The following is a 22,277-nucleotide window of genomic DNA, read 5'->3' on the forward strand; positions in this document are numbered from 1 at the left end:
GCGAGGTTCAAGTGTTGTGATCCGCCGAGTTTGTGTACTCCTTCCACCCACCCCCCAAAGCCTTGTACAGATCAATCAGATTGCTCAGTCGTGCCAGGCGCGTTCTGACCAGTGTTTGCTGGCTGCTGTACAGGCTGCGATATGCATCCAGAACGCTCAAGTAGTCGTCCATACCTTCCTGAAAGCGTTGCTCGGCCAGGGTTTGAGCCTCAAGGCTGGCCGTGACCGCCAGCTTCTCGGATTGGATCTGCTGGTCCAGCAGGCTTTTGCTTGCCAGCCCGTCCGCCACTTCCCGGAAAGCGACCTGAATGGTTTTTTCATACTGGGCGATTTCTATCCGTTTGCGCACATGGGCGACATCCAGATTTGCCAGCAGGGCACCCCCCTTGAAAATGGGCAGATTAATGCTGGGAAAAAAGCTCCAGGCCCGTGTACCCGAGTCGAACAGACCTTCCAGTGAAGCGCTGGCGGTTCCGATGGACCCAGTCAGGCTGATGGTAGGAAGAAAAGCAGCTCGTGCTGCGCCAATATGGGCGTTGGCGCCTCGAAGGGTTTGCTCGGCAGCCCGAATGTCGGGTCGGCGTACTAGCAGGTCGGAGGGCAGGCCGCCAGGTAGATCCGCCACAAGGATCTGATCGGGCAGCGTAACCGCCTCATCCAGCTGTCTGGATAGATCGGCACTGAGTGCTTGTCCCAACAGCAGGACCAGAGCGTTGCGATCCAGGGCTGCCTGGCGGCTATAGGCGGCATAGCTGGATTCTGCCTGTCGCAGAGCGACTTCCGCGCGGCGCAGGTCCAGTTGGGTGGCATGGCCCAGTTCCTTTAACTGGCGACTTAATTCGTAGGAGCGCTGTTGCGTTGCCAGCGTGTCGCTGCTCAGACGTAGCAGCTCCTGGTCGGCCCGCAGCGTCAGATAGGTATTGGCCAGCTCGGCGATCAGGCTGGTTTGGGCCGCTACGCGAGTTTCATCCAGGGCCAGATAGTGGGCCAGTGCCTGTTCGTTCAGACTGCGGATGCGGCCCCATAGATCCAGCTCCCAGGCTGTGCTGACACCGCCCACCTCGTAGCGACGATTAAGCTGGCTGGTGCCAGTTGGATTTAGGTCGGCGGGAAGGCGCTCGGAGGCACCGCTGGCGGCCGCCCCTAGATCTGGTAGCAGTTTGGCGCGCTGAATGCGATACAGCGCCTGTGCCGCTTCGACATTTAAAGCTGTTGTACGAAAGTCGCGGTTGTTTGCCAGTGAAATTTCTATCAGTTGCTGTAGTAGCGGGTCGCGGAAAAAGTCGCGCCAGCCTATTTCTGCAGCGATGACTGCAGCAGAGCTAGCCTCTTCCGTAGTAAGGGGGGAAGCGGGATACGTGGCCTCGATAGGGGCTGCCGGCCGCTCGTACTTGGGGGCCAGCGTACAGCCTGTCAGTATCAATGCCAGGGCAAGGGGGCTGAGGCGTCGAACGCGGGGTAGAGAGGGGAAAATCATGTTCATGCTTGTCCTTGGCTTCATGCGTGTTGCTGGTCGTTGCGGTCAGGGGCCCGGCGCTGTTGGCGGCGCAGTGCCAGTTTGCGCACCAGCACGTAGAACACAGGGGTCAGTAGCAGGCCGAACAGGGTGACGCCCAACATGCCGGCGAACACGGCCACCCCCATGGCGTGGCGCATTTCTGCACCTGCTCCACTGGCCAGCATCAGGGGAACCACGCCAGCGATAAAGGCCAGAGAGGTCATCAAGATGGGGCGCAGCCGTAGCCGGGCGGCCTCCAGGACGGCCGTCAATGGGTCAGCTCCCGCCTCTTCCTGCGTGCGGGCAAACTCCACAATCAGAATGGCGTTTTTGGCGGCCAGCCCGACCAGTACTACAAAACCAATCTGCGTGAAGATGTTGTTGTCGCCACCGGATAGCCAGACACCGCCTATGGCCGAGAGCAGGGCCATGGGGGCGATCAGCAAGACGGCAAAGGGCAGGGACCAGCTGTTGTATTGCGCGGCCAGAATCAGGAAGGCCAGCAGGACGGCCAGAGGGAATATGTACAGGGCGGAGTTGCCGGCCTGCTTTTCCTGATAGACCAGGTCTGTCCATTCGTAGACCATGCCTTCGGGCAAGGTTTCCCTAAGGATTTTTTCGATCGCGTCTGTGGCCTGCCCGGATGAGTAGCCAGGGGCAGGGCCGCCACTGATGTCGGCGGAGGGAAAGCCGTTGTAGCGGATCACCCGGTCGGGGCCGGAGCCTTCGGTCAGGGTGACAAAGGCGTTCAAGGGAATCATGTCGCCTTTATTACTGCGTACTTTCAGCAGACCAATGTCCTGAGCCTGGGCGCGGAATGGCGCGTCAGCCTGTGCCATGACGCGGTAAGTGCGCCCGAAGCGGTTGAAGTCGTTGACATACAGCGATCCTAGGTTGATCTGCAAGGTCTCGAATACGTCTGTCATGGATACGCCCAGGGTCTTGGCTTTGACTCGGTCAATCTCCACGTCCAACTGGGGGGCATTCGTCTGAAAACTAGCCAGCATATTGGCCAGCTCCGGGGCCTGCATGGCTTTGGCCATGATTTGCCCTTGTGCCTGCACCAGAGCTTCGAAGCCCAAACCATCTCTGTCTTCAATTTGCAGTTTGAAGCCACCCATGGCGCCTAGTCCGGGCACAGGTGGCGGCGGGAAAATCCCCAAAAATCCGTCAGGGATCTGGCTGAACTTGCCCATCAGCTTGCCGGCGATGGCGTTGGCAGAAAGCGAGGGGTCCTGACGTTCGTCAAAAGGCTTGAGCATGGCAAACATCAGAGCGGAATTGGGAACATTGACCGGCCCGTTGACGGACAGGCCTGGAAACGCGACCACACTTTCCACGCCCGGCTCGGACAGGGCAATGTTCGACATCTGCTTGACCACCGTTTCGGTGCGGTCCAGCGAGGCTCCGCTAGGAAGCTGCGCGATGCCCACCAGAAAGTACTTGTCCTGAGCGGGCACAAAGCCGTTGGGTACTTGGTGAAAACCCAGCCAGGTCAGACCCACAAAGCCGACATACAACACCAGAACAATCGCACTGCCACGGACTGCACGGTGCACTGTCCCTACGTAAGAGCCGGCAGCGCGGTCAAAGAAACGGTTAAAGAGGCGGAAGAATCCGCCAAACAGGGTATCGATCAGCCGTGTCAGCCAATCTGGACGTGTCTTGCTGTGATGAGGTTTGAGCAGGATGGCGGCCAGCGCGGGCGACAGGGTCAAGGAGTTGATGGCCGACAAAATGGTGGAAATCACGATCGTCAGGGCGAACTGTCGATAAAACTCGCCTTGCAGTCCGGATAGAAACGCGGAGGGGATAAAGACCGCTGCCAAAACGGATGTGATGGCAATAATCGGGCCGGTTACTTCATCCATGGCTTTGAAGGCCGCTTGCTTGGGCGACTCGCCCAGCGCCATGTGCCGTTCCACGTTCTCTACCACCACAATGGCATCGTCAACCACGATGCCGATGGACAAGACCAGCCCGAACAGCGAGAGCGTGTTCAGGGAGAAACCAAAGATATGCATCAAGGCGAAGGTGCCTACCAGGGACACCGGCACGGCGACCAGCGGGATGATGGAAGCACGCCAGGTTTGCAGAAACAGGACAACCACAATCACCACCAGCAAGACGGCTTCCAGCAAGGTGATGGCCACGGATTGCAAGGAGGCCCGAACGAACACTGTCGGGTCATAGGCGATGCGGTATTCAATGTCTTGCGGAAAACCGCCTTGCAGTTCCTGCATCTTGGCGCGTACCGCATTGGAGACATCAATGGCATTGGCACCTGGGCTTTGAATGATTTGCAGGGCAGGGGCGGATTCGCCATTAAGCAAACTGCGCAGTGTGTAGCCATCGGCCCCCAAAGAGACTCGGGCTACATCGCGCAGACGGGTCACTTGTCCGTCCTCGCCCGTCTTGACCACAATCTCACCAAACTGTTCTTCCGTGGACAGGCGCCCCAAGGTATTGACGGTGACTTGAAAGGCCGAGTCCGTATTGGGCTGTTGCCCCACCGAACCGGCAGCGACCTGCACGTTCTGTTCGCGCAAGGCCGCCACGATGTCACTGGCAGTCAGCCCACGTGTTGCCACGCTGGACGGGTCCAGCCAGATGCGCATGGAGTATTCACCGGCTCCCCAAACCAGCACATCACCCACCCCAGGAAGGCGGGCCAGTTCGTCTCGTACCTGCCGGATGGCAAAGTTGGACAGATACAGCGAGTCGTAGCGTTTTTCCGGGGAGACCAGATGGACTACCATCAGCACATCAGGCGAGGTTTTCTGGGTGACGACGCCGATGCGTTGAACCTCCTCGGGCAGACGGGGCAGGGCGCGAGAAACCCGGTTCTGCACTTGGATCTGTGCCATGTCGGCATCCGTTCCCTGCTTGAAGGCGATGGTCAGGACCATCTGGCCGTCGGTCGCCATTTGGGAGTTCATGTACAGCATGTTCTCCACGCCATTGATAGCTTGTTCCAGCGGCGCGGCCACCGTGTCGGCAATGACTTCTGGATTGGCACCTGGATACTTGGCCGTTACCTGCACGGTAGGGGGCGTGACTGCCGGATATTCGCTTAGCGGCAGTTGCCAGAAGGCCATGGCACCGGCGATCAGCATCAGCAAGGACAGCACGATGGCAAAGATGGGCCGGGCGATGAAAAAGTGAGGGAACTTCATGGTTGGGCCTCCGCGGGGCGTACCGTCTCATTGCCCGCCTGCATGGAAACCATGCGAGGAGCGATGCTCATGCCGGGGCGTACCAAGCCTTTGATAATGACTTTTTCACCTGCTTGCAGACCGCTTTTAATGACACGTAAACCATCGACCATCGGTCCAGGTTCGACCACGCGGTATTGGGCTTGATTGTTCTGGTCTACAACCAGTACATATCTTTTCCCTTGATCAGTGCCCAAGGCCTGATCGTCAATCAAGATAGCGGCCTGTTCTGCCCCTGTAGCCAGTCTGACGCGTGCAAACAAACCGGGGGCCAGCATGCCGTCGGGATTGGGAATGACTGCGCGCGCCCGTACGGTTCCGGTGCTGCGATCAATCTGGTTTCCCACAAAGTCCAGTGTCCCCTGATATGGGAAGCTCTGATCTGTTGCCAGTCCAACGGAAACGGGTAGCCCGGAGGTGTTGTCATCCTTTTCGGGGCGGGTCTGGCGGATGGCTTTCAGGTAGGTGGCTTCGTCTATGTCGAAGTACGCATACAAAGGGTCTGTGGAGACGATGGTGGTCAACAGGCTGGCCTGATCAGTGGCGCCGCCATTGACCAGATTGCCTGCCGTGACCAGGACCCGGTCTACCCGACCCGAGATGGGCGAGCGGATATGGGTGTAGGACAGGTCCAGCTGCGCGGCGGCGACCGCTGCTTTGGCAACCTGGACCTGAGCTTGCTGGGCGTTGCGTATGGCCAGTGCATCATCGTATTGCTTGCGGGAAACGGCGCCGGTCTCGACCAGTTTCTGTACCCGGTTCAGATCGTCTTGCGCTTGTTTGGCCAGAACCTCGGACTGACGTAATTGCGCTGTGGCTGTATCCAGAGCCACTTGAAAGGGGCGCGGGTCTATATGAAATAAAGCCTCCCCTTTACGTACCAGACTGCCTTCCGGGACGCTGACCGCTTCGACCGCGCCGCTTACGCGCGAACGTAGTTCTACCGATTGAGGGGCGGCAAGAAATCCGGTGAAATCCGTAGAGGGAAGAATGCTGCGCTCCAGAACTTGAGCAACAGGCACGCTGGGGCCTGCGGGCGTACTGGCGGCTTCTGGTGGCGGTTCTGCTGCCTTGTCTTTATGATCGGAACCATCGCGGGCAGCGTAGGCGGTTCCGATGGCGGCGATGGCGCTTGCCGCTAAAGCAAATTTGAATGTTCGACGCATGGCTGTATCCCTTTCTTGCAGCAGGGCTTCGGCCCTTCCGAAGCGTCTGTGCAAAGTTGTTAGCCAAGGCTAGGCATTACAACGATTGGAAGGTCAAGGTTTGTCTGCACACCTTGTTGAAGGTGTTGACTCTCCAATCGTTGGAAGCTTTAGCTTGTTCACAAGGCATTGAGAAATAAGCCTTTTGTGTCGTTAAACAACAACTTTGTGTGGAGTCGCCATGTCAAATACAAGAATGAGACAGCCAGATCCCTATTGGTCAACCAGAACCGGGCGGGAACTGAGAGCAATGCGTGGCCCGTGGGGCTATACGTGAAGGGGGCAGCAATGAGCAGCAAAACAATTCTTATCCGTCAGACCGGTCAGCAGATCGCCGCTCAGGAGGGGCAAAACATTTTGCAGGCCGCCTTGCAAAGCGGCCTGGCCTATCCGCATGGCTGTCGTCTGGGACGTTGTGGGGGCTGTAAAACCCGGCTGGTTGATGGGCAAATTGACCGGCTGGAGCACTCCCGCTTTGCCCTGACCGAGGAGCAGCAAGCCCGCGGTCTGATTCTGGCCTGCAGGGCGATCCCCTTAAGTGATGTGACCGTAGACTGGATTGGCACGGATGATGTACGGGGGCTGGCACCCTCGCGTAGCGTGACCGGCACGGTGTCCGAGTTGCGAGAACTGACGCACGATGTGCGCCTTGTGCGTATCCGTCTGGATGAGCCTGAGCCTCTGATGTTTTTTGCCGGTCAGTACGCGGATATCAAATTCGGACAGGCGCCCGTGCGCAGTTACTCCATGGCCAACCGCCCTGGTGCACCCGAGCTGGAGTTTCACATACGCCGTGTTCCCCGTGGGGTGACGTCTTCGTATGTGCACACCGTGCTTCAGCCGGGCGAGAAGCTCAGCCTGGACGTGCCTCGCGGCTCCTCCTATCTGCGCGAGGGGCATGGCGGCCCTATCTTGTGCATTGCGGGAGGCACGGGCCTGGCCCCTATCAAATCGATTGTTGAAACGGCGTTGGCCTGTGGCATGAATCAGCCCATTCATGTGTATTTTGGAGCGCGCGAACTGCGGGATTTATATGCTATTGATGACTTCCGGGCGCTGGAGCGCCAATACCCCAATCTGGCTTTTACTCCTGTCATCTCCGGGATACCGGCCACTCACTATCGCCGGGGGCTTGTCACCGATATCGTTGGCCACGATCAGCCTGATTTAAGCGGTTGGAAGGTTTATGTGGCGGGCTCGCCATCCATGGTGGATGCCACGATGGGCATGGTGCTCAAGCGCGGTTTGAAAGTGCAGGATTTGCATGTGGATGTATTTTTTACGCCATAGCGTTCTGGAGCCGGAGGCTTGGGCCACGCGGGCGCTTGACCTTCCTACCGTGGGAATCTTCACACTGTGTGTTGTCAGTGCTGGCAACACAGGCCTGGGCAGGCAGAAAAGACTGATGGGGCTTTGGACAAGGCCTGCCACCTTTTGCCATCACTGACACCCGACTTTCGAGTCCTTTCATTGAGCAAGGGGAGCAAGATGAATATTGGTGAAGCCTCCAAGGTATCCAAAGTGTCGGCCAAAATGATTCGTTATTACGAGCAGATTGGCCTTATCCCGGAAACCGAGCGCACTGCTGCGGGTTACCGGACGTATAGCCGAAAAGATGTGGAGCGCTTGCGCTTTATAAGACGTGCTCGCGATCTGGGATTTTCCATGGTAGCCATTGGTGATTTGCTGAGCCTGTGGCACGACCCGTCGCGTCAGAGTGCAGATGTAAAGCGGGTCGCGCAACAGCATCTGACTGAGCTGAGCAGCCGCATTAAAAACATGCAGGACATGGCCTTGGCGCTGGAAGCATCCATTGGTTGTTGTCCGGGTGATGAACAGCCTGACTGCTCGATTTTAAGTACGCTGGCGCAGGCAGAGGATCGTGATCCACAGCCCGATTTGCGAGCTGCTACGGTCTTGCGCCGTCCTGTTCGCCGAGGCATTCAGAGCGATGTACGCCTATAATCGGGCGCGTTCACCCAGGGGGCAAGTTTCATGCGGGACTTGGCCAGGCGAGTTCCCTGGTTGAGCGTTGAGGCGGATTCAATCCTCTACAAACCCGAAATACATCACCTTGATTACCATGCCCTCTTTACCTCCAGGCTTGACGCTGCGCCCTTTGAAAGAAACCGAACTGAATCTGTTGTGGTCTATAGACCGTAGTGAACGGATTGACGGTTTGTACGAGCTGCGCGATGGCGTCTTGCACAAGCAAGCGGCTGATATTGATTTGCAGGGTTGGCCGGAAGGTGACCCGGAGAAATATCACCCGGAACATGAGGACGCTTTTCATCGAGGCTCCTGGTTCATGGGCGTATTCAAGGGTGATAGCCTGCTGGCCGCCGTCGGCCTGGACAGCCTGCCCTTGGGACCACAGGGGGAGTGGCGTCAGTTGTTCTTTCTGCATGTCAGCCAGTCCTTGCGCGGGCAGGGGATGGGCGTATGGCTGCTGGATCAGGCCAAGAAGCAGGCTGTGAAGTGGGGCGCAAAGGCGGTCTATGCCTCGGCCACGCCTTCGGTGAATACGGTGGATTTTTATATGGCTCACGGCTTTGAAATCGCGCCAGAGCCAGACCCGCGTTTATTTGCGCTGGACCCGGAAGATATTCACCTGTTGTGCTTCGTGGCTTAAGAAATTGCTCACTTGTACGCCACTTAGCTGACTGGTGAGTCGACCGCTGGTGAGCTCACCTGAAAATACCGATGGCAGCATCTGCTTGTCATCAAATAAGGGCCTTGTCACACCACTCAGCTGCAACAAGGCCCTGTCATCAAATTCAGCTCTTCAGCTTAGAAATCCATCGTTGCTGACAACATGAAAGTCCGTGGTGCGCCCACACCCAGGCTGGTGAAGTGCGGCTTGGCCCAGTAGGCTTTGTTCGCTACGTTATTCACCGTCGCCCGCAAGGTCAGCGGACGGCCGGAGATCTTGGTGCGATAGCGTGCGCCCAGATCAAACACGGTATGGCCGGGGATGGACAGGGAGTTGTCCGCGCTCAGGTATTGCTTGGATGAGGTGGAGGCGTTGGCCATCACGGTCAGACCTTGCAAGTTGGGTACATCCCATTCCACGCCCAGCTTGGCTTGCCACTTGGGCAGGCCCGTGGCCTGGCGGCCCTCTTCAGCCGGGTTGGCGGCTTTGGTGATTTCCGGATCGGAGTAAGCCACGCCACCCATCAAGCGAACACCTTCCATGGGGGAGCCGAAAAAGCCCCATTCAATGCCCCGGTTGCGTTGCTCGCCACCAAAGGAGAACACGTTGGTAAATGGGTCGGTATAGCTGCCGGGGCGCTTGATTTCGTACAAGGCCAGGGTATGGGCAAAGTCACCCAGATCCAGCTTCAGGCCCACTTCCTTCTGCTTGGTTTTGAAGGGGGCAAAAACCTGACCTGCATTGGCGGCGGTGTTGGGAGCAATCGCGCCTTGGGACAAGCCTTCGATGTAGTTGGCGTAGACCGAGACTTGATCAGTGGCTTTCACCAGGAAAGCGACGGCGGGAGTGGTTGCGCTTTCCTTGTAGCGCTCGCCTGTACGCTGGCCGGTGGTGCCGTTAAAGCTCTCGTTGATCACTTGCTGACGGCGTGCGCCCAGTGTCACTTGTACGCGGTCCTCGGCAAAGGACAGGGTGTCAGCAAAACCGATGCTCTTCAAGCGAGTTTTAGTGGTGCTGATCAGCGGAATATTGTTCGGCAAGGAAGGCTCTGGGCCCCAGACGGGATCGTAGATATTGGTTTCCCATGCGGTGGGCAGCAAGTTGCGAAAGCCGCTCAGGTCGTAGTCTTCGTTGTACTGCGTGGCGTTGATCGCGAATTGATGGCTGACCGGGCCGGTTTGCAGCTTACCCATCAGACCCACTTCAGCGGTTTTGCGCCGCATCTCGTCGGCCACGCCGCTGAAGTTGATCCGGAAGTCGCCTGCGTTATTGATCACCTGACCAGCGCCCATATTGGATCTGAATTTGGTACGGCTGATACCGGCGGCGGCGTAAGCGGTGAATTGATCGTTCAGATCGAACTCGCCACGGATCATGGCGCCTTTATCGGTGGTGTCGTAAAAAGCCCAAGGCGGGTTCCACGACACATCGGGTTTGGGTGGTTTGGGCAGTTCTACGCCGGGATTCAAGGTCAGGCCGCGCGTCAGGCCGTAGGCGCGGTCTTTGCTGTGAAACAGGTCGGCAGACAAGCGGACACGCTCACCGCGCCAGTCCAGGCCCAAAGAGGTCTGGGTAATTTTCTTGTCCTGGTCTTTGACGGCAATTTCACCATCGCGGTAGGCTGTGTTCAGGCGTACACCAAACTGCTTGTCCTCGCCAAATCGACGGCCCAGATCCACGTGGCCACCAAAGTGCGAGTCGGACATATAGCTGCCTGTTACGCGAAACAGGGGATCGTCGCCGGCGCGTTTGGTGACCAGGTTGACGGCGCCGCCTGCCGAGCCTTTGGGCGGCATACCGTTAAGCAGGGCCGAGGGGCCTTTCAGGACCTCGACGCGCTCGTAGGCTTCGGGCGAGTTGCGGTAGTAGCCGCCCATCCCGGCCAGACCGTTGACGGTGACATCACCCACATCGGAACGGAAGCCGCGGATGGAGTAGCTTTCGTTGCTCTCGCCTGCGATGCCGCTCATGAACACGCTGGGGTCGGTTTTGGCGATCACTTCGCTGATGTCACGCGCCTGTTGATCGGCTATGTATTGCTCGGTATAGCTGATGGTGTTGAAGGGTGTTTCCATGAAGTCTTTGGTGCCCAGCAAACCGACACGTCCGCCAGTGGCAACTTGTCCACCGGCGTAGCTCTCGACGGTCTTGTCGCGCTGGCCTTTGACGGTAACGGATGGCAGGGTGACGACTCCATCGGCCTGGGCAGCCGTACTGTTTTGTGCCTGCGCAGGCGAGGCCATCAAGGCCAGCGCGCTGGCTCCCAAACCCAGTATTAATGCTATTTGCACGGCGCTGAAAGTGCGGTCCAGGGCAAAGCCGGAGCGGCTGGAACTGCCGATTTTACGTATCGAGGGCGCAAACGTCCCATTGTGGCGTGGTGTGTACATGCCAGTTTCCTTTATGTGGCGGGGTGTGTTTCTTTGCTTTGATTAAGGCAAATAGAAATTGGATTGAGTCGCGTTACTGTCTATTTGCCCGTGTAAAAACCGTTAGATCATGGTTGTTGGTAGGCTTTGATCACGTCATCAATAATCAATTTCAGCGAGGTGACACTGGCGGCAGTTACGTACCAAGCTTCGGCATTGGCAAATACCACACGGCCGTTTTGCCAGGCTTTGGTTTCACGCAGCAGCGGGTTGCTCAGGCTGTCGGCGTTCAGGGCAGGGCGACGTTCCATTACGGCGGTACGGTCGATGATGTAAATGATGTCCGGATTGGCTTGCTGGATGAACTCGCTGGAAACAGGCTGTCCGTGCAGGCCGGTTTCTACCGTCGGGCTGGCAGGCTGTACGCCCAGCGCATTGAATACAAAACCGTAGCGGGACTGCACTCCGAAGGAGCTGAACGAGCCGTTGTTATGCAGAACAATCAGGGCTTTTTCAGGACGCTCCTGGGTGATTTCTTTGGCCTGGGCGACTTTGGCATCCAGCTCGGCCACTTTTTGTTGGGCCAGCGCTTCTTTCTTGAAAATCGAGCCCAGAGTCAGCAGGTGATTCTTGATGACTTCAATGTGGTTGACCTGACTATCGCGGTAATCCACGTCAAAGTGAATGGTGGGGGCGATCTGGCTCAGTTCCTTGTAGTGATTGGCTTGCAAGGAGGTGATCAGAATCAGGTCCGGTTTGGCGGCGTACACCTGTTCCACATTGGGTTGCACAATTGCGCCGGTGTCCTGAATTTCAGGGGCGTTTTTATACTTGTCCAGGAATACCGGGATGAAGTCTTTGGGCATACCCACCACCGGGACACCCAAGGCATCCAGAAAATCCACTTCGTTCATGTCCAGCGCCACGACGCGTTGTGGCAGCTTTTCGATGCGTGTCGAGCCCAGCTTGTGTTCGACCACAATCGGTTCATAGCGGGCACTGGCCTGCGGGCTGACGGCGGCTTGCGGTGCCGGGGTTTCCGCCGCTGCCTGGGTCTTTTTCTCGCAGCCTTGCAAGGCAAAGCTGGCGGCCACAAACAGGGCTATCAGCCCGTATCTGTGTTTGGCGATCATGCTAGTTCTCCTGATGGGGTGAAGTAATTGCACAGGCGGCCACGCTCGCTGTGCGTAATCTCGAAATCCAGACCATAAAGTTCGGTCAGCCGTGCTTGCGTGATGACCTCTGACACCGGTCCTGCGCAGTACAAAGCACCGTTTTTCATGGCCACAATATGATCGGAATAGTTGGCGGCAAAGTTGATGTCATGCACCACCAGAATCACGGTACGGCCGTACTCGTCACAGAGCCGACGCAAGGCGCGCATGATCTGGACGGCGTGCTTGATGTCCAGATTGTTCAGCGGCTCATCCAGCAGCAAATAATCGGTTTGCTGGGCAATGGTCATGGCCAGAAAAGCCATCTGTCGCTGACCGCCGCTCAGCTCGTCCAGATAGGACTGGCGCAAGGGTTCCAGCGATAGAAACTGAATAGCGTCGGAGATGGCTTGTTGATCTTCATCCGTCAGCACGCCCCGGCTATAGGGGAAGCGGCCAAAGGCGACCAGTTCTTCCACCGTCAGGCGCAAATTGAAATCAGGAGATTGGCGCAAGGTGGCCACCCGGCGCGCATAGTCAGCAATACGTATATCCGCAATGTTGCGGCCGTCTAGCTGGATCTGGCCTTCGTCGGTCTCCAGCAAGCGGGCGATACTCATCAACAAGGTGGTTTTACCGGCACCATTGGGGCCGATCAGGGAGCTGAGCTGTCCGGCGGGGAACTGTGTGCTGACCTTGGAAAGCACGGTCTTCTTCTTGTAGTGTTTGGAGAGCTGATTGATCGTAATCATGCAGTGCCTCGGGTACGAACCATCAGTCCCAGAAAGTACGCGCCACACACCAGGTTGACGAGTATCCCGACGGTCGTGCGGTAATTGAAAATGTGTTCCACCGCTATCTGTGCCAGCAAAAACATGACGATGGCGATGGCGCAGCCTAGCGGCAGCGTGATTCGGTGTCGGAAGCTGCGGGCCAGCGCATAGCTGGTGTTGGCTACAAAAATCCCCATGAAGGCAGTGGGCCCGAGCAGGCTGGTGGAAATAGCCACCAGGGCAGCAATCAGTGCCAGCTGGATGCGCACGGTACGGCGATAGTCGACACCTAAAGAAATGGCTTGTTCGCGGCCCAAAGACAGCACGTCCAGCGTGGGCAAGCTGCGCAGGCTGCCCAGGCAAATGCTCCCCACCAGAAGGGCGGAAACCAGCAGTTGCAAAGGCTCGGCCCGGTTAAAGGACGTTTGGCTAAAACCCAGCAAAATGGAGAACTCGCCGGGGCTGATCTTTAGCTGCACAAACTGGGTGAAGGTGCTGATGATCATGGTCAGTACCAGCCCCATCAGCAGCAGGAAATACACATTGTTCTTGCCCTGGCGAAACAGCCAGTGATGGATTGCCAGCGAGTAGGCCAGCATCAGCACAATGGACAGCACCACATTGCCATTGGCGCCCAGCATCACCAGACTTTGTGTGCCCAGCAGCAAAATCAGCAGGGACTGGAACAGCAGGTAAACCGCTTCGTATCCCATGATGGCGGGCGTCAGAATCCGGTTGCCGGTCATGGTCTGGAAAATAATCGAGGACCAGGCAATGCAGATGCCGCCAATCACCATAGCCGCCAAGCGGTTCAGTCGTTTGGGGATGATGTAGTCGAAGTCCAGGCCGGAGCGATAGAACACAAAGCTCAGTGCCAGCACCAGCAACAGGATCCAGACCAGATGTTGCCGTTTCATCGGTTCCTCCAGAAGATCAGGAACAGAAACAGCAGGCCACCCACGCCGCCTGCGGTCAGGCCAATAGGGACTTCAAAAGGGTAGATGATGAGGCGGCCCAGAATGTCGCAAGCCAGCAGCAGGCTGGCACCACCCAGCGCCACAATGGGCAAGGTGCGAGCCAGATTGTCACCATAGCGCAGCGCCACCAGATTGGGGATGACCAGGCCGATAAAGGGAATGGCCCCTACGGTAATAACAGTGGCCGAGACGGTAACCGCGACCAGTATCAAACCCAGGGCCACGGTGGCGGAATAGTTCAGGCCCAGGCTGGTGGCCATGCCTTCGCCCATGCCCAGCACAGTGAAGCGATGCGCATACAGATAGGTGAGCAACACAATGGGCAGGATCAAATAAATGATTTCGTAATTGCCCTGCACGATCTTGGAAAAGTCGCCCAGCATCCAGCCCTGCATGCTTTGCAAAATCTGATGGTGGTAGGCATAGAACTCGGCAATGGCGCTAAGCACACCCCCATACATCAAGCCAATCACCGGCACCAGCACGGTGTTCTTGAAGCGGATGCGGCGTACCACAGCGATGAAGATCAGGCTGGAGGCAAAGCAGAACAAGAGGGCAAACAGCAGCTTGCCCAATGTGCCGCTGGTGGGGGCCAGAGTCAGGGCGATCAGAATGCCCAGCTTGGCGGCATCCAGCCCGCCCGAGGTGGCCGGTTCCACAAATTTATTGCGCACAATGTGCTGCAAGATCACCCCGCAGACAGACAGGCCTATACCACTCAAGACCAGCGCCGCCAGACGGGGCAGGCGGCTGGCGCTCAGTGTCAGCCAGGCATCGCCTGAAAAACTCCATAATTGTGCCCAGCTGATTTGCCGTGCACCTATCAGCAAAGACAGGCTGCACAAGATCAGAAACACCAGCACAAAAGATCTAGCTCGCATCACACACCGTTATTCTGGGCTGCGGTGTCAATACGCCATCCTTTGGCGGCATGACGCTGGTTCAGGAAGTGGGCATAACGGCCTTGGGTTTCGCGCAGTTGGGCCGGCGGGCCTTGCTCGATAATCTGGCCGTTTTCCAGCACCACGATTTGATCGGCCATGGCTACGGTAGAGAGCTGATGAGCAATCACGATCAGGGTACGCTTGCCACGCAGACGGGCCAAAGCCTGGGCAATGGCTGCCTGGTTTTCGGCATCCAGTGCGGCGGTGGCTTCGTCCACCAGCAAAATGGGGGCGTTCTTGAGCAGAGCGCGCGCAATGGCGATGCGTTGACGCTCGCCCCCGGACAGGCGGGCCCCGCCTTCGCCCACCGTTGTGTTCAGACCTTCTGGCAAGCGCGCGATGATTTCGCTGACACCGGCTTGTTCCATCGCTTCCATCAGTTCGGCCTCGGTTGCATCCGGTTTGCCCAGGCGTATGTTCTCGGCAATGCTGCCTGCGAACAGATAGTCGTCCTGGAAAATCTGGCTGATTTGCGTGGCCAGTACGGGGCTGCCGATCTGGCGTACATCCACGCCTCCAATGGAGACACTGCCCTGGCTGACATCAAAGAAGCGGGCAATCAGACGAGCCAGTGTGGTTTTGCCTGAGCCGGATTCCCCGATCAGGGCCACCATGCTGCCAGGTGCAATGTTCAGGCTGACGCCATTCAGTACATTGGGCTTGTCGGCGGCATAGCGGAAATGCACATTGTTCAGCACAATCGAGCCGTCGCTTGGAGTTTGGGGCGAAGCGGGTTCGGGCAGGGGCTGAACGGCAAACAGTTCTTGAATCGCATCAAGTTGGCCGCGTGCACCGCGCAGCACTTCACCGTAGCTGGCCACTTCCAGCAAGGAGTCGATATAGCGTGCGCTCAGCAGCAAGGACACGATGACGGCGATGACTTCTGCACTGCTCAGGCCCAGACCCGTATGGCTGTTTAGCCAAGGCGTGGCGGCAATCAGCAAGGCCGCAAAGGCTGCTTGTACGGCCCAGGCATTGAGTACCGCCGAGGCCGTGGATTGCCAGATCAGTTTCTTGCCCGCCTGGTGCTGGCGCTCAATCGCTTCTTCCAGCAGACGGGTGCCACCGCCTTCGCCATTGAAGGCACGCAGCACGGATTGGGCCTGGGCAAACTCCACCACGCGCTGGCTGGCATGGGCGAAGTGGGCCTGGAAGGCATCATCAGCCTTGCGTCCCAAATGGGCGGTCAGTGCCAGAACACCCGCCAGCAAAGGCAACGCGATCAGGGCAATCAAACCCAGCGGCCAATGCAGGATGAACAGCGCCACGACCAGCACAAGCGGCGTCACAACTCCGGCGATCAGCGGGGTGAAGACGTGTGCAGGCAATTGGGCCACCGACATCATGCCTTGAGTGACGATGTGCCCAAGCCGCGCGGTGTTTTGAGCGGAGAACCAGCCTACGGGCAGTTGGGCGATATGTTCGCCCAGACGATGCCGGCCACCTTGCAGGATGGCGGCCCCAACATTTACACCAGCCTGCTCCACATGGCGGCGCCAAGCCCAGCAGACAGCCACGCCAAGCAGCAGGACCAGCAACCAGCCGCCTGCTTGTTTGGGCTCGCCATTGAGCAGATGAGTGAAAACGGGGACCAAGGTAGTCATGGTCAGGCCGCACAGCAGGCCGTATAAAACAGCCATCCAGCCATAGCGGCGGAAAATGGGGGCATCCGTACCCAGCAACTGAATCAGGGTCTTTAGCATGATGTGTCCTTGGAACGGTTGTCGTAGCCACCCAGGGTCCAGAGCCGTGCGTAACGGCCTTGTTCAGCCAGCAGGCTGGTGTGACTGCCTTGCTCCACAATCGCGCCGTCTTCCAGCACCAGAATGCGATCCGCGTGCATGATGGTGTCCAGGCGGTGAGCAATGACCAGCAAGGTGCGGCCTTGGGCAAAGCGTGACAGAGCATCTTGAATAGCCACTTCATTGCTGGCATCGGCAGCGGCGGTGGCTTCGTCCAGCACCAGAATGGGTGGGTCCAGCAGGACAGCGCGCGCAATGCTGACGCGCTGACGCTCGCCGCCCGAGAGTTGGGCGTCTTCACCCACGACAGAGTCGTAGCCACGAGGCAGGGTCAAGATACGGTCGTGAATATTGGCGGCGCGAGCGGCATCTTCAATCTCTTGCTGACTGGCCGAGGGGCGGCCCAGCGCAATGTTCTCGCGCACGCTGGCATTGATCAGGCGCACCTCTTGCAGCACAAAGCCAACGCGGCGGTAAAGTTCGGTGGATTCAATCTGGCGCAGATCGGCACCGCCCAGGGTGATGCGGCCCTCGCTGGGGTCAAAAAAGCGCAGTAGCAGGCGGGCGATGGTGGATTTTCCAGAACCGGAAGAGCCCACAATCGCGGTGACTGTGCCTGGCTCCAGGGTGAAGCTGATATTGCTAAGTGCCAGATGGCCTTCGCCGTAGGCATAGCTGACGTTTTCGACCCGTACTTCCTGATTTGCCGGGACTTGTTGCTGATCAGTGCTCAGCGGTTCCAGTACGGGGGTTTGCATCAAAGCTTGTACGCGCTGTGCCGCACCCGTTGCGCCACCCAGATCGTGCAGCAGGGTATGCAGCAAGAGCAGGGGGGCGCAAATGCCGGGAGCCACCAGGGCGAAGGGCAGAATGTCTACCGGGGCAATCCAGTTCAAATAGCTGAAGAGGGCACCGAAGATCAGCACGACACCTAGAACCGTGACCGGAGCGATCATGGCATGGGCGTGAGCCATGCGGGCCACCAAAGGGCGGGCAAAGTTCAGAAAGGCGTCGGCAAAGCCATCCACGGCCTTGCTATAGCCGCCATGTGCCTGCCCATTGGAGCCAAAGGCCTTGACCACGGGAATGCCGCTGACAAATTCCACGGTGGCACTATTCAAGCGGCCCAGCTTTTCGACAAAGCCCTGCATGTTCGCGCTGCTGGCCTTCATGGCGTGGCGCAAGAACAGGAAGAAACCGGGGAAGGGCAGTAGAGCCACGATGGCCATACGCCAGTCCATGACGAACAGGTACAGCACCGAGATCGCAATAGCACCGACGGCGCGGCCGACCGAGGTGTAAAAGTGTGCGGTCAGGCTGTGCAGGGTGGCGATGTCATCCTGCATGGCTTGTTTCACTTCGCCTGAAGCCTGGCCGGTAAACCAGCCCAGTGGCACTTTGGCCAGTCGTTGGGCAGCGCTCAGACGCAGACCGCGTGTCAGCTGATTGTCGGCCAGGTGGGCCAGCAGCTCGCCTGCCGAGATCAGGGCCAGGCCTGCAAACATGCTGATGATGCTCAATAGCACCGTCCAGCCTATATCGCCTTGCAGCTCTCCAGACAGGGTATTGCCCAAAGCCAACTTGGCGAGATGGGCGATTCCGGCCAAAGGCACCAGGGTCAGCATTGAACCCAAGGCCGCCAGAACGGCGGCAACAATCAGACGTGAGCGTATAGAGCTGAGGATCTGGCTGATGGGGCCAGGCTCTTTACGCACGTCCGTAGCAGTTTCACGAGTGGTCATGAGCGGTGGTAAGTATCTAAAAAGCCGGAGAATTCGGCTCTTCAATATAAGGTATTGAGAATCATTATCGATAATGTAATCTAAATTTTGAATTAGTGGAACCTATTAAACTAAATAGGAAAGGCGGCAGAATATTTTTGTGTTCTGTTTGTCACAATGCACAAAAAAACAGGCCCACCAAGTCGAGCTTGGGGGCCTGCTGGTTTGCATGAAGGACGGTTTATTGAAGGGGCGGACCGCGCTGCAAGCAAGGGAATGGCTTGCAGCCCGTGAGTGCCTTCAAGAAAAAGGGGGCTAGTCGTGTTTGCCGCCGCAGCACACACTCCACCATTTGCGGCGCGAGGTGTGGCCGATGCCAGGGTTGAAGGTGTTGGTCGGGTCCAGCTCGCGATAGAAACCGGCCAGGGCAGGTTTGGCGATATACAGGTGGCCAACATTATGCTCGGCCGGGTATTCGGCACGGCGTTCATCCAGCAACTTCCACATGCGGTGTTCCATATCCAGAGGAACCACGCCTTTTTTGACGATGTAGTCCTGGTGGAATACGTGGCACAGGAAGTGGCCGTAATAGAGCTTGTGGACGATGTCTTTTTCCATATCGTCCGGCAGTTGCTCCACCCATTCCTTGTCATTACGGCGCAAGGCAATGTCCAGCGCCACAATATCTTCCACGCTGTCGGGGTGCGCCTCGCGGTAGCGGATGGCAGCACCGGCAATGGCAAAACGGTGCAGAAAGGCTTTGCGACCTTCTTCGGCATCGCACTCGAAATAGGCACCTTGCTGGCTGCCTTCAAATTGCTGGCTCAGAAAATCGCGCGTGGCCTGCGCGGTGTCGTTGGAGACGCGCAGCAACAGGTGATGCTCGAAGCGGTCGCGCCATTCACGCATGCGCGGCGGCAGGTGGCTGGGCAGGCGGTTCATGATGGCCTGGATCACGCGATCAGTGACGCCGCGCCAGCCAAAGCGCTCAAAAAAGCCATCCACACGGCTTTTCATGGCAAAGGCGGATGGCACTTTGGCGGTACCAAAACGGTCGATCAGCAAGAAGGTGTCTTTGCCGTATTGCTCGCCAATATCGTAGGCGGTGCGATGGATGTACTCGCCCGCAATGGGCAGGCGGGGCAGTTCCGTCAGCAGATGGCGGCGCACGGCCGTGAGCTCGTCCGGGTCATTGGTGCCGATGTAGAAAACGGTACTGGCTTCTTTGGGAAAGGTATCCAGACGCACGGCAAAAATGCACAGCTTGCCGGCCGAGCCGGAGGCTTCGTACAGGCGTGAAGGGTCGGCATTGAAACGGGCCGGGGTCTGGGCATCCACATCGCGCACATCGTCGGCGTAGCGTGGGTCGCTGGCCTTGCGTTCCGGGTCGTTGATGATATCCGCAACACTGTATTTGCCTTGCTCCAGGCGGCTCAGAATTTCTTCCGGGGTATCTCCCAGATTGATGCCCAGGTGATTGACCAGTTGCAGGGTGCCATCGTCCAGCACTTGCGCGTACAGCGTCAATTCCGTGTAGGCCGGGCCGCGTCGTACCAGCGCACCGCCGGAGTTATTGCAAACACCGCCCAGCACAGAGGCGCCGATACACGAGGAGCCAATCACCGAGTGGGGCTCACGCTCCAGCGGGGCCAGGGTCTGTTCCAGACGGTCCAGCGTGGCACCGGGCAGGCAGACAACTTGCTGGCCATCGTTGATGACTTGTATGCCTTGCAGACGCATGGTGTTCATCAGCACGATGTCGCGGTCGTAGTCGTCCCCGTCGGGGGTGGAGCCGCCCGTCAGGCCGGTGTTGGCTGCCTGCATGATCACGATGCAATCGGCAGCGACAGCGGCTTGCAGGCTGCGCCATTGTTCCAGCAGCGTTCCGGGCCGCACAACGGCCAATACCTTGCCTTCACCCGTGCGATGGCCCTTGCGGTAACGACGCGTACTGCGGTCGTCCGTCAGGACGTGAGGGTTGCCGACAATAGAGCGCAGTTGCTGCAACAAATCCGCAGCGCTGGTGGAAACTGACATGGTCAAGACTCCTGTACAAGCAGGTCAGAGGTGATCTGGGAAATGCTGCTGACACTGGTCAGTGTCATGGCGACCCGAATTTCTTTTTCAATCAGGCCCAGCAGGTGGTCCACGCCGGATTGCCCGGCGGCGGCCAAGGCATAGATGTAGGCGCGGCCCAGCATGGCAGCGTCGGCACCCAGCGCAATCATGCGCACCACGTCCAGGCCACTGCGGATACCCGAATCTGCCAGAATCTTGATCTGGCCTTTGACGGCATCGGCAATGGCAGGCAGCGCGCGTGCCGAGGACAAGACGCCGTCAAGCTGACGGCCGCCGTGATTCGAGACGATGATGCCATCGGCACCAAAGCGCACGGCATCGCGGGCGTCATCGGGGTCCAGAATGCCTTTGATCAGCATGGGGCCTTTCCAGAATTCGCGTATCCACTCCAGATCCTTCCAGGAAATCGAGGGGTCAAAGTTCGCGCCCAGATAACCCATATAGTCTTCCAGACCCGTAGGCTTGCCCAGGTAGCGCGAGATATTGCCCAGATCGTGCGGGCGACCCAGCAGACCAACATCCCAGGCCCAGCGCGGGTGCATGACAGCCTGTGCATAGCGACGCAGGGCGGCGTTCGGGCCGCTCATGCCCGAATGCGCATCGCGGTAACGAGCGCCGGGTACGGGCATGTCCACGGTAAAGACCAGGGTGCTGCAGCCAGCAGCTTGCGCGCGTTCCAGTGCATTGCGCATGAAGCCACGGTCCTTCAGCACATACAGCTGAAACCACATGGGCCGCTTCAGGCGCGGCGCAACTTCCTCGATCGGGCAGACTGACACGCTCGACATGGTGAAGGGAATGCCATGTGCATCGGCTGCCTGGGCAGCCTGGACTTCCCCTCGACGCGCGTACATGCCTGTCAGACCTACCGGGGACAGGGCCACCGGAATGGACAGTTTTTCACCAAACAGCTCAATGCTGGTATCGAGCTGGCTCATGTCCTTCAGGACACGCTGGCGCAGGGCGACATTGGCCAGATCGTCTACATTGCGGCGTAGCGTGTGCTCGGCGTAGGCACCGCCGTCAATGTAGTGGAACAGGAAAGGAGGCAGTCGTTTTTGGGCGGCACGCCGGTAGTCGGTCGAGGAGGAAATAATCATGGCAGGGTCGGGTCGGATAAGACGGAAGGAGGGGTTTGCAGGCGCGCGGCACGTTCGCGGCGTGCAAGGTCTTCGTCAGCCTGAAGAAGGGTGTTGCGTACGTAGCCCAGGTGTTCGTTCACAACGTGGCGTGCTTGAGCGGGATCGCCATCAACAATGGCTTTGACCAGGGCTTCGTGTTGCGCCGTCAGATTGACAATGGTCTCGGGGGAGTCATGCACGAACATGATGATGTCCCGGTTTTGCGTCACGCTGCTGAGCACCAGATCAAACAGGCCCCGCATGACCTGAACCAGCACCAGATTGTGCGAGGCTTCGGCCACGGCCAGGTGAAACTGGGCATCGGCGCGGGCGGACTGCACGGTATCGCCGCTTTGCTGGTAGCGAATCATTTGCTCGAAGCATTGCAGGATCTTGTCCTTGTCTTCGGGCGAGGCACGCAGGGCTGCGTGCCAGGTGGTACTGCTCTCCAGAGCAATGCGCGCTTCCAGCACGTCGTAACGGTACTGGGGATCAGACAGCATCAGGGCGGCCAGCGGGTCTACCGAGCGCTGGGTCCATTGGGGCGTTTGGGAGGCCAGGTAAGTGCCTGAACCTACCTGACTGCGCAAAATGCCCTGGCTGTTCAGTTGCTGAATAGCCTCGCGCAGCGATGCACGCGACACATTCAATTGAGCTGCCAACGTACGCTCGGCAGGCAGTCTTTGCCCGGCCTTGAAATCGCTGGATTGAATCAGCGCCAGCAATTGTTGGGCAACGTGATCAGAGAGGCGCATAGTTCTTGAGATACCGGAAAAATAAATCTGCAAGGCACGCGTATACGCGCCTTGCAGATGAAGGATGAGGG

General features: G+C 58.2%; 16 protein-coding genes. 3 read left to right on the forward strand and 13 right to left on the reverse strand.

The features are described from left to right. Positions 1-7: 7 nt before the first annotated feature. The 3 genes from ACU6HM_RS07855 to ACU6HM_RS07865 are packed head-to-tail and all read right to left on the reverse strand — an operon-like array spanning position 8 to position 5,879. Positions 8-1,483, reverse strand: a complete 1,476-nt coding sequence (locus tag ACU6HM_RS07855; RefSeq protein ID WP_446763632.1) for an efflux transporter outer membrane subunit — start codon at positions 1,481-1,483, stop codon at positions 8-10. Between the two features lie 14 nt (positions 1,484-1,497). Further along, positions 1,498-4,674: an efflux RND transporter permease subunit gene (locus ACU6HM_RS07860; RefSeq protein WP_446763633.1), complete on the reverse strand. Its 3,177-nt coding sequence runs from the start codon at positions 4,672-4,674 to the stop codon at positions 1,498-1,500. Continuing rightward, positions 4,671-5,879: an efflux RND transporter periplasmic adaptor subunit gene (locus ACU6HM_RS07865; protein WP_369326223.1), complete on the reverse strand. Its 1,209-nt coding sequence runs from the start codon at positions 5,877-5,879 to the stop codon at positions 4,671-4,673. Before ACU6HM_RS07865 ends, ACU6HM_RS07860 begins: the two co-directional genes overlap by 4 nt. A gap of 327 nt (positions 5,880-6,206) precedes the next feature. Between ACU6HM_RS07865 and ACU6HM_RS07870 the strand changes: the two genes are divergently transcribed. The 3 genes from ACU6HM_RS07870 to ACU6HM_RS07880 all read left to right on the forward strand — a co-directional run bounded on the left by ACU6HM_RS07870 (position 6,207) and on the right by ACU6HM_RS07880 (position 8,550). Beyond that, the gene (locus ACU6HM_RS07870; protein ID WP_369326224.1) at positions 6,207-7,208 is read left to right on the forward strand and encodes a 2Fe-2S iron-sulfur cluster-binding protein; all 1,002 of its coding nucleotides are present in this window, start codon (positions 6,207-6,209) and stop codon (positions 7,206-7,208) included. A 198-nt stretch (positions 7,209-7,406) separates the two neighbouring features. Next, the gene (cueR, locus tag ACU6HM_RS07875; RefSeq protein WP_009463760.1) at positions 7,407-7,883 is read left to right on the forward strand and encodes a Cu(I)-responsive transcriptional regulator; all 477 of its coding nucleotides are present in this window, start codon (positions 7,407-7,409) and stop codon (positions 7,881-7,883) included. A 118-nt stretch (positions 7,884-8,001) separates the two neighbouring features. After that, positions 8,002-8,550: a GNAT family N-acetyltransferase gene (locus ACU6HM_RS07880; RefSeq protein ID WP_250756663.1), complete on the forward strand. Its 549-nt coding sequence runs from the start codon at positions 8,002-8,004 to the stop codon at positions 8,548-8,550. 158 nt (positions 8,551-8,708) lie between these two features. Here ACU6HM_RS07880 and ACU6HM_RS07885 read toward each other — a convergent pair whose 3' ends face one another. The 10 genes from ACU6HM_RS07885 to lldR form a co-directional block, all read right to left on the reverse strand. After that, entirely contained in the window at positions 8,709-10,961 is a 2,253-nt protein-coding gene (locus ACU6HM_RS07885; RefSeq protein ID WP_250756664.1) for a TonB-dependent receptor, read from the reverse strand. Positions 10,962-11,068: 107 nt separating this feature from the next. Then, a complete protein-coding gene (locus tag ACU6HM_RS07890) occupies positions 11,069-12,073 on the reverse strand; it encodes a siderophore ABC transporter substrate-binding protein (protein ID WP_369326225.1) in 1,005 nt (334 codons plus the stop codon). After that, positions 12,070-12,846 carry an iron ABC transporter ATP-binding protein gene (locus ACU6HM_RS07895; RefSeq protein ID WP_369326226.1) on the reverse strand — a complete coding sequence of 259 codons (777 nt, stop codon included), beginning with the start codon at positions 12,844-12,846 and terminating at the stop codon, positions 12,070-12,072. Before ACU6HM_RS07895 ends, ACU6HM_RS07890 begins: the two co-directional genes overlap by 4 nt. Then, entirely contained in the window at positions 12,843-13,784 is a 942-nt protein-coding gene (locus tag ACU6HM_RS07900) for an iron chelate uptake ABC transporter family permease subunit (protein ID WP_369326227.1), read from the reverse strand. The genes ACU6HM_RS07895 and ACU6HM_RS07900 overlap by 4 nt, the downstream gene beginning before the upstream one ends. Beyond that, a complete protein-coding gene (locus tag ACU6HM_RS07905) occupies positions 13,781-14,725 on the reverse strand; it encodes an ABC transporter permease (protein ID WP_254499886.1) in 945 nt (314 codons plus the stop codon). Before ACU6HM_RS07905 ends, ACU6HM_RS07900 begins: the two co-directional genes overlap by 4 nt. Further along, positions 14,725-16,491 (reverse strand): ABC transporter ATP-binding protein, encoded by a 1,767-nt coding sequence (locus ACU6HM_RS07910; RefSeq protein ID WP_446763634.1) that lies wholly within the window; start codon positions 16,489-16,491, stop codon positions 14,725-14,727. Before ACU6HM_RS07910 ends, ACU6HM_RS07905 begins: the two co-directional genes overlap by 1 nt. After that, positions 16,485-18,272, reverse strand: coding sequence for an ABC transporter ATP-binding protein (locus ACU6HM_RS07915; protein WP_446763635.1), 1,788 nt, complete (start codon positions 18,270-18,272; stop codon positions 16,485-16,487). The genes ACU6HM_RS07910 and ACU6HM_RS07915 overlap by 7 nt, the downstream gene beginning before the upstream one ends. A gap of 294 nt (positions 18,273-18,566) precedes the next feature. Beyond that, a complete protein-coding gene (gene dld, locus ACU6HM_RS07920) occupies positions 18,567-20,288 on the reverse strand; it encodes a D-lactate dehydrogenase (protein WP_009462558.1) in 1,722 nt (573 codons plus the stop codon). A gap of 2 nt (positions 20,289-20,290) precedes the next feature. Then, positions 20,291-21,430, reverse strand: a complete 1,140-nt coding sequence (lldD, locus tag ACU6HM_RS07925) for an FMN-dependent L-lactate dehydrogenase LldD (RefSeq protein WP_026484948.1) — start codon at positions 21,428-21,430, stop codon at positions 20,291-20,293. Next, positions 21,427-22,206 carry a transcriptional regulator LldR gene (gene lldR / locus ACU6HM_RS07930; protein ID WP_009462556.1) on the reverse strand — a complete coding sequence of 260 codons (780 nt, stop codon included), beginning with the start codon at positions 22,204-22,206 and terminating at the stop codon, positions 21,427-21,429. The genes lldD and lldR overlap by 4 nt, the downstream gene beginning before the upstream one ends. Between the last annotated feature and the right edge of the window lie 71 nt (positions 22,207-22,277).

This window comes from Alcaligenes sp. RM2 (assembly GCF_052931795.1).

Excerpts from the sequence above, each read along its gene's own strand:
- ACU6HM_RS07855 (WP_446763632.1), bottom strand. The coding sequence starts at position 1,483 with ATGAACATGATTTTCCCCTCTCTACCCCGCGTTCGACGCCTCAGCCCC.
- ACU6HM_RS07860 (WP_446763633.1), bottom strand. The coding sequence starts at position 4,674 with ATGAAGTTCCCTCACTTTTTCATCGCCCGGCCCATCTTTGCCATCGTG.
- ACU6HM_RS07865 (WP_369326223.1), bottom strand. The coding sequence starts at position 5,879 with ATGCGTCGAACATTCAAATTTGCTTTAGCGGCAAGCGCCATCGCCGCC.
- ACU6HM_RS07870 (WP_369326224.1), top strand. The coding sequence starts at position 6,207 with ATGAGCAGCAAAACAATTCTTATCCGTCAGACCGGTCAGCAGATCGCC.
- cueR (WP_009463760.1), top strand. The coding sequence starts at position 7,407 with ATGAATATTGGTGAAGCCTCCAAGGTATCCAAAGTGTCGGCCAAAATG.
- ACU6HM_RS07880 (WP_250756663.1), top strand. The coding sequence starts at position 8,002 with ATGCCCTCTTTACCTCCAGGCTTGACGCTGCGCCCTTTGAAAGAAACC.
- ACU6HM_RS07885 (WP_250756664.1), bottom strand. The coding sequence starts at position 10,961 with ATGTACACACCACGCCACAATGGGACGTTTGCGCCCTCGATACGTAAA.
- ACU6HM_RS07890 (WP_369326225.1), bottom strand. The coding sequence starts at position 12,073 with ATGATCGCCAAACACAGATACGGGCTGATAGCCCTGTTTGTGGCCGCC.
- ACU6HM_RS07895 (WP_369326226.1), bottom strand. The coding sequence starts at position 12,846 with ATGATTACGATCAATCAGCTCTCCAAACACTACAAGAAGAAGACCGTG.
- ACU6HM_RS07900 (WP_369326227.1), bottom strand. The coding sequence starts at position 13,784 with ATGAAACGGCAACATCTGGTCTGGATCCTGTTGCTGGTGCTGGCACTG.
- ACU6HM_RS07905 (WP_254499886.1), bottom strand. The coding sequence starts at position 14,725 with ATGCGAGCTAGATCTTTTGTGCTGGTGTTTCTGATCTTGTGCAGCCTG.
- ACU6HM_RS07910 (WP_446763634.1), bottom strand. The coding sequence starts at position 16,491 with ATGCTAAAGACCCTGATTCAGTTGCTGGGTACGGATGCCCCCATTTTC.
- ACU6HM_RS07915 (WP_446763635.1), bottom strand. The coding sequence starts at position 18,272 with ATGACCACTCGTGAAACTGCTACGGACGTGCGTAAAGAGCCTGGCCCC.
- dld (WP_009462558.1), bottom strand. The coding sequence starts at position 20,288 with ATGTCAGTTTCCACCAGCGCTGCGGATTTGTTGCAGCAACTGCGCTCT.
- lldD (WP_026484948.1), bottom strand. The coding sequence starts at position 21,430 with ATGATTATTTCCTCCTCGACCGACTACCGGCGTGCCGCCCAAAAACGA.
- lldR (WP_009462556.1), bottom strand. The coding sequence starts at position 22,206 with ATGCGCCTCTCTGATCACGTTGCCCAACAATTGCTGGCGCTGATTCAA.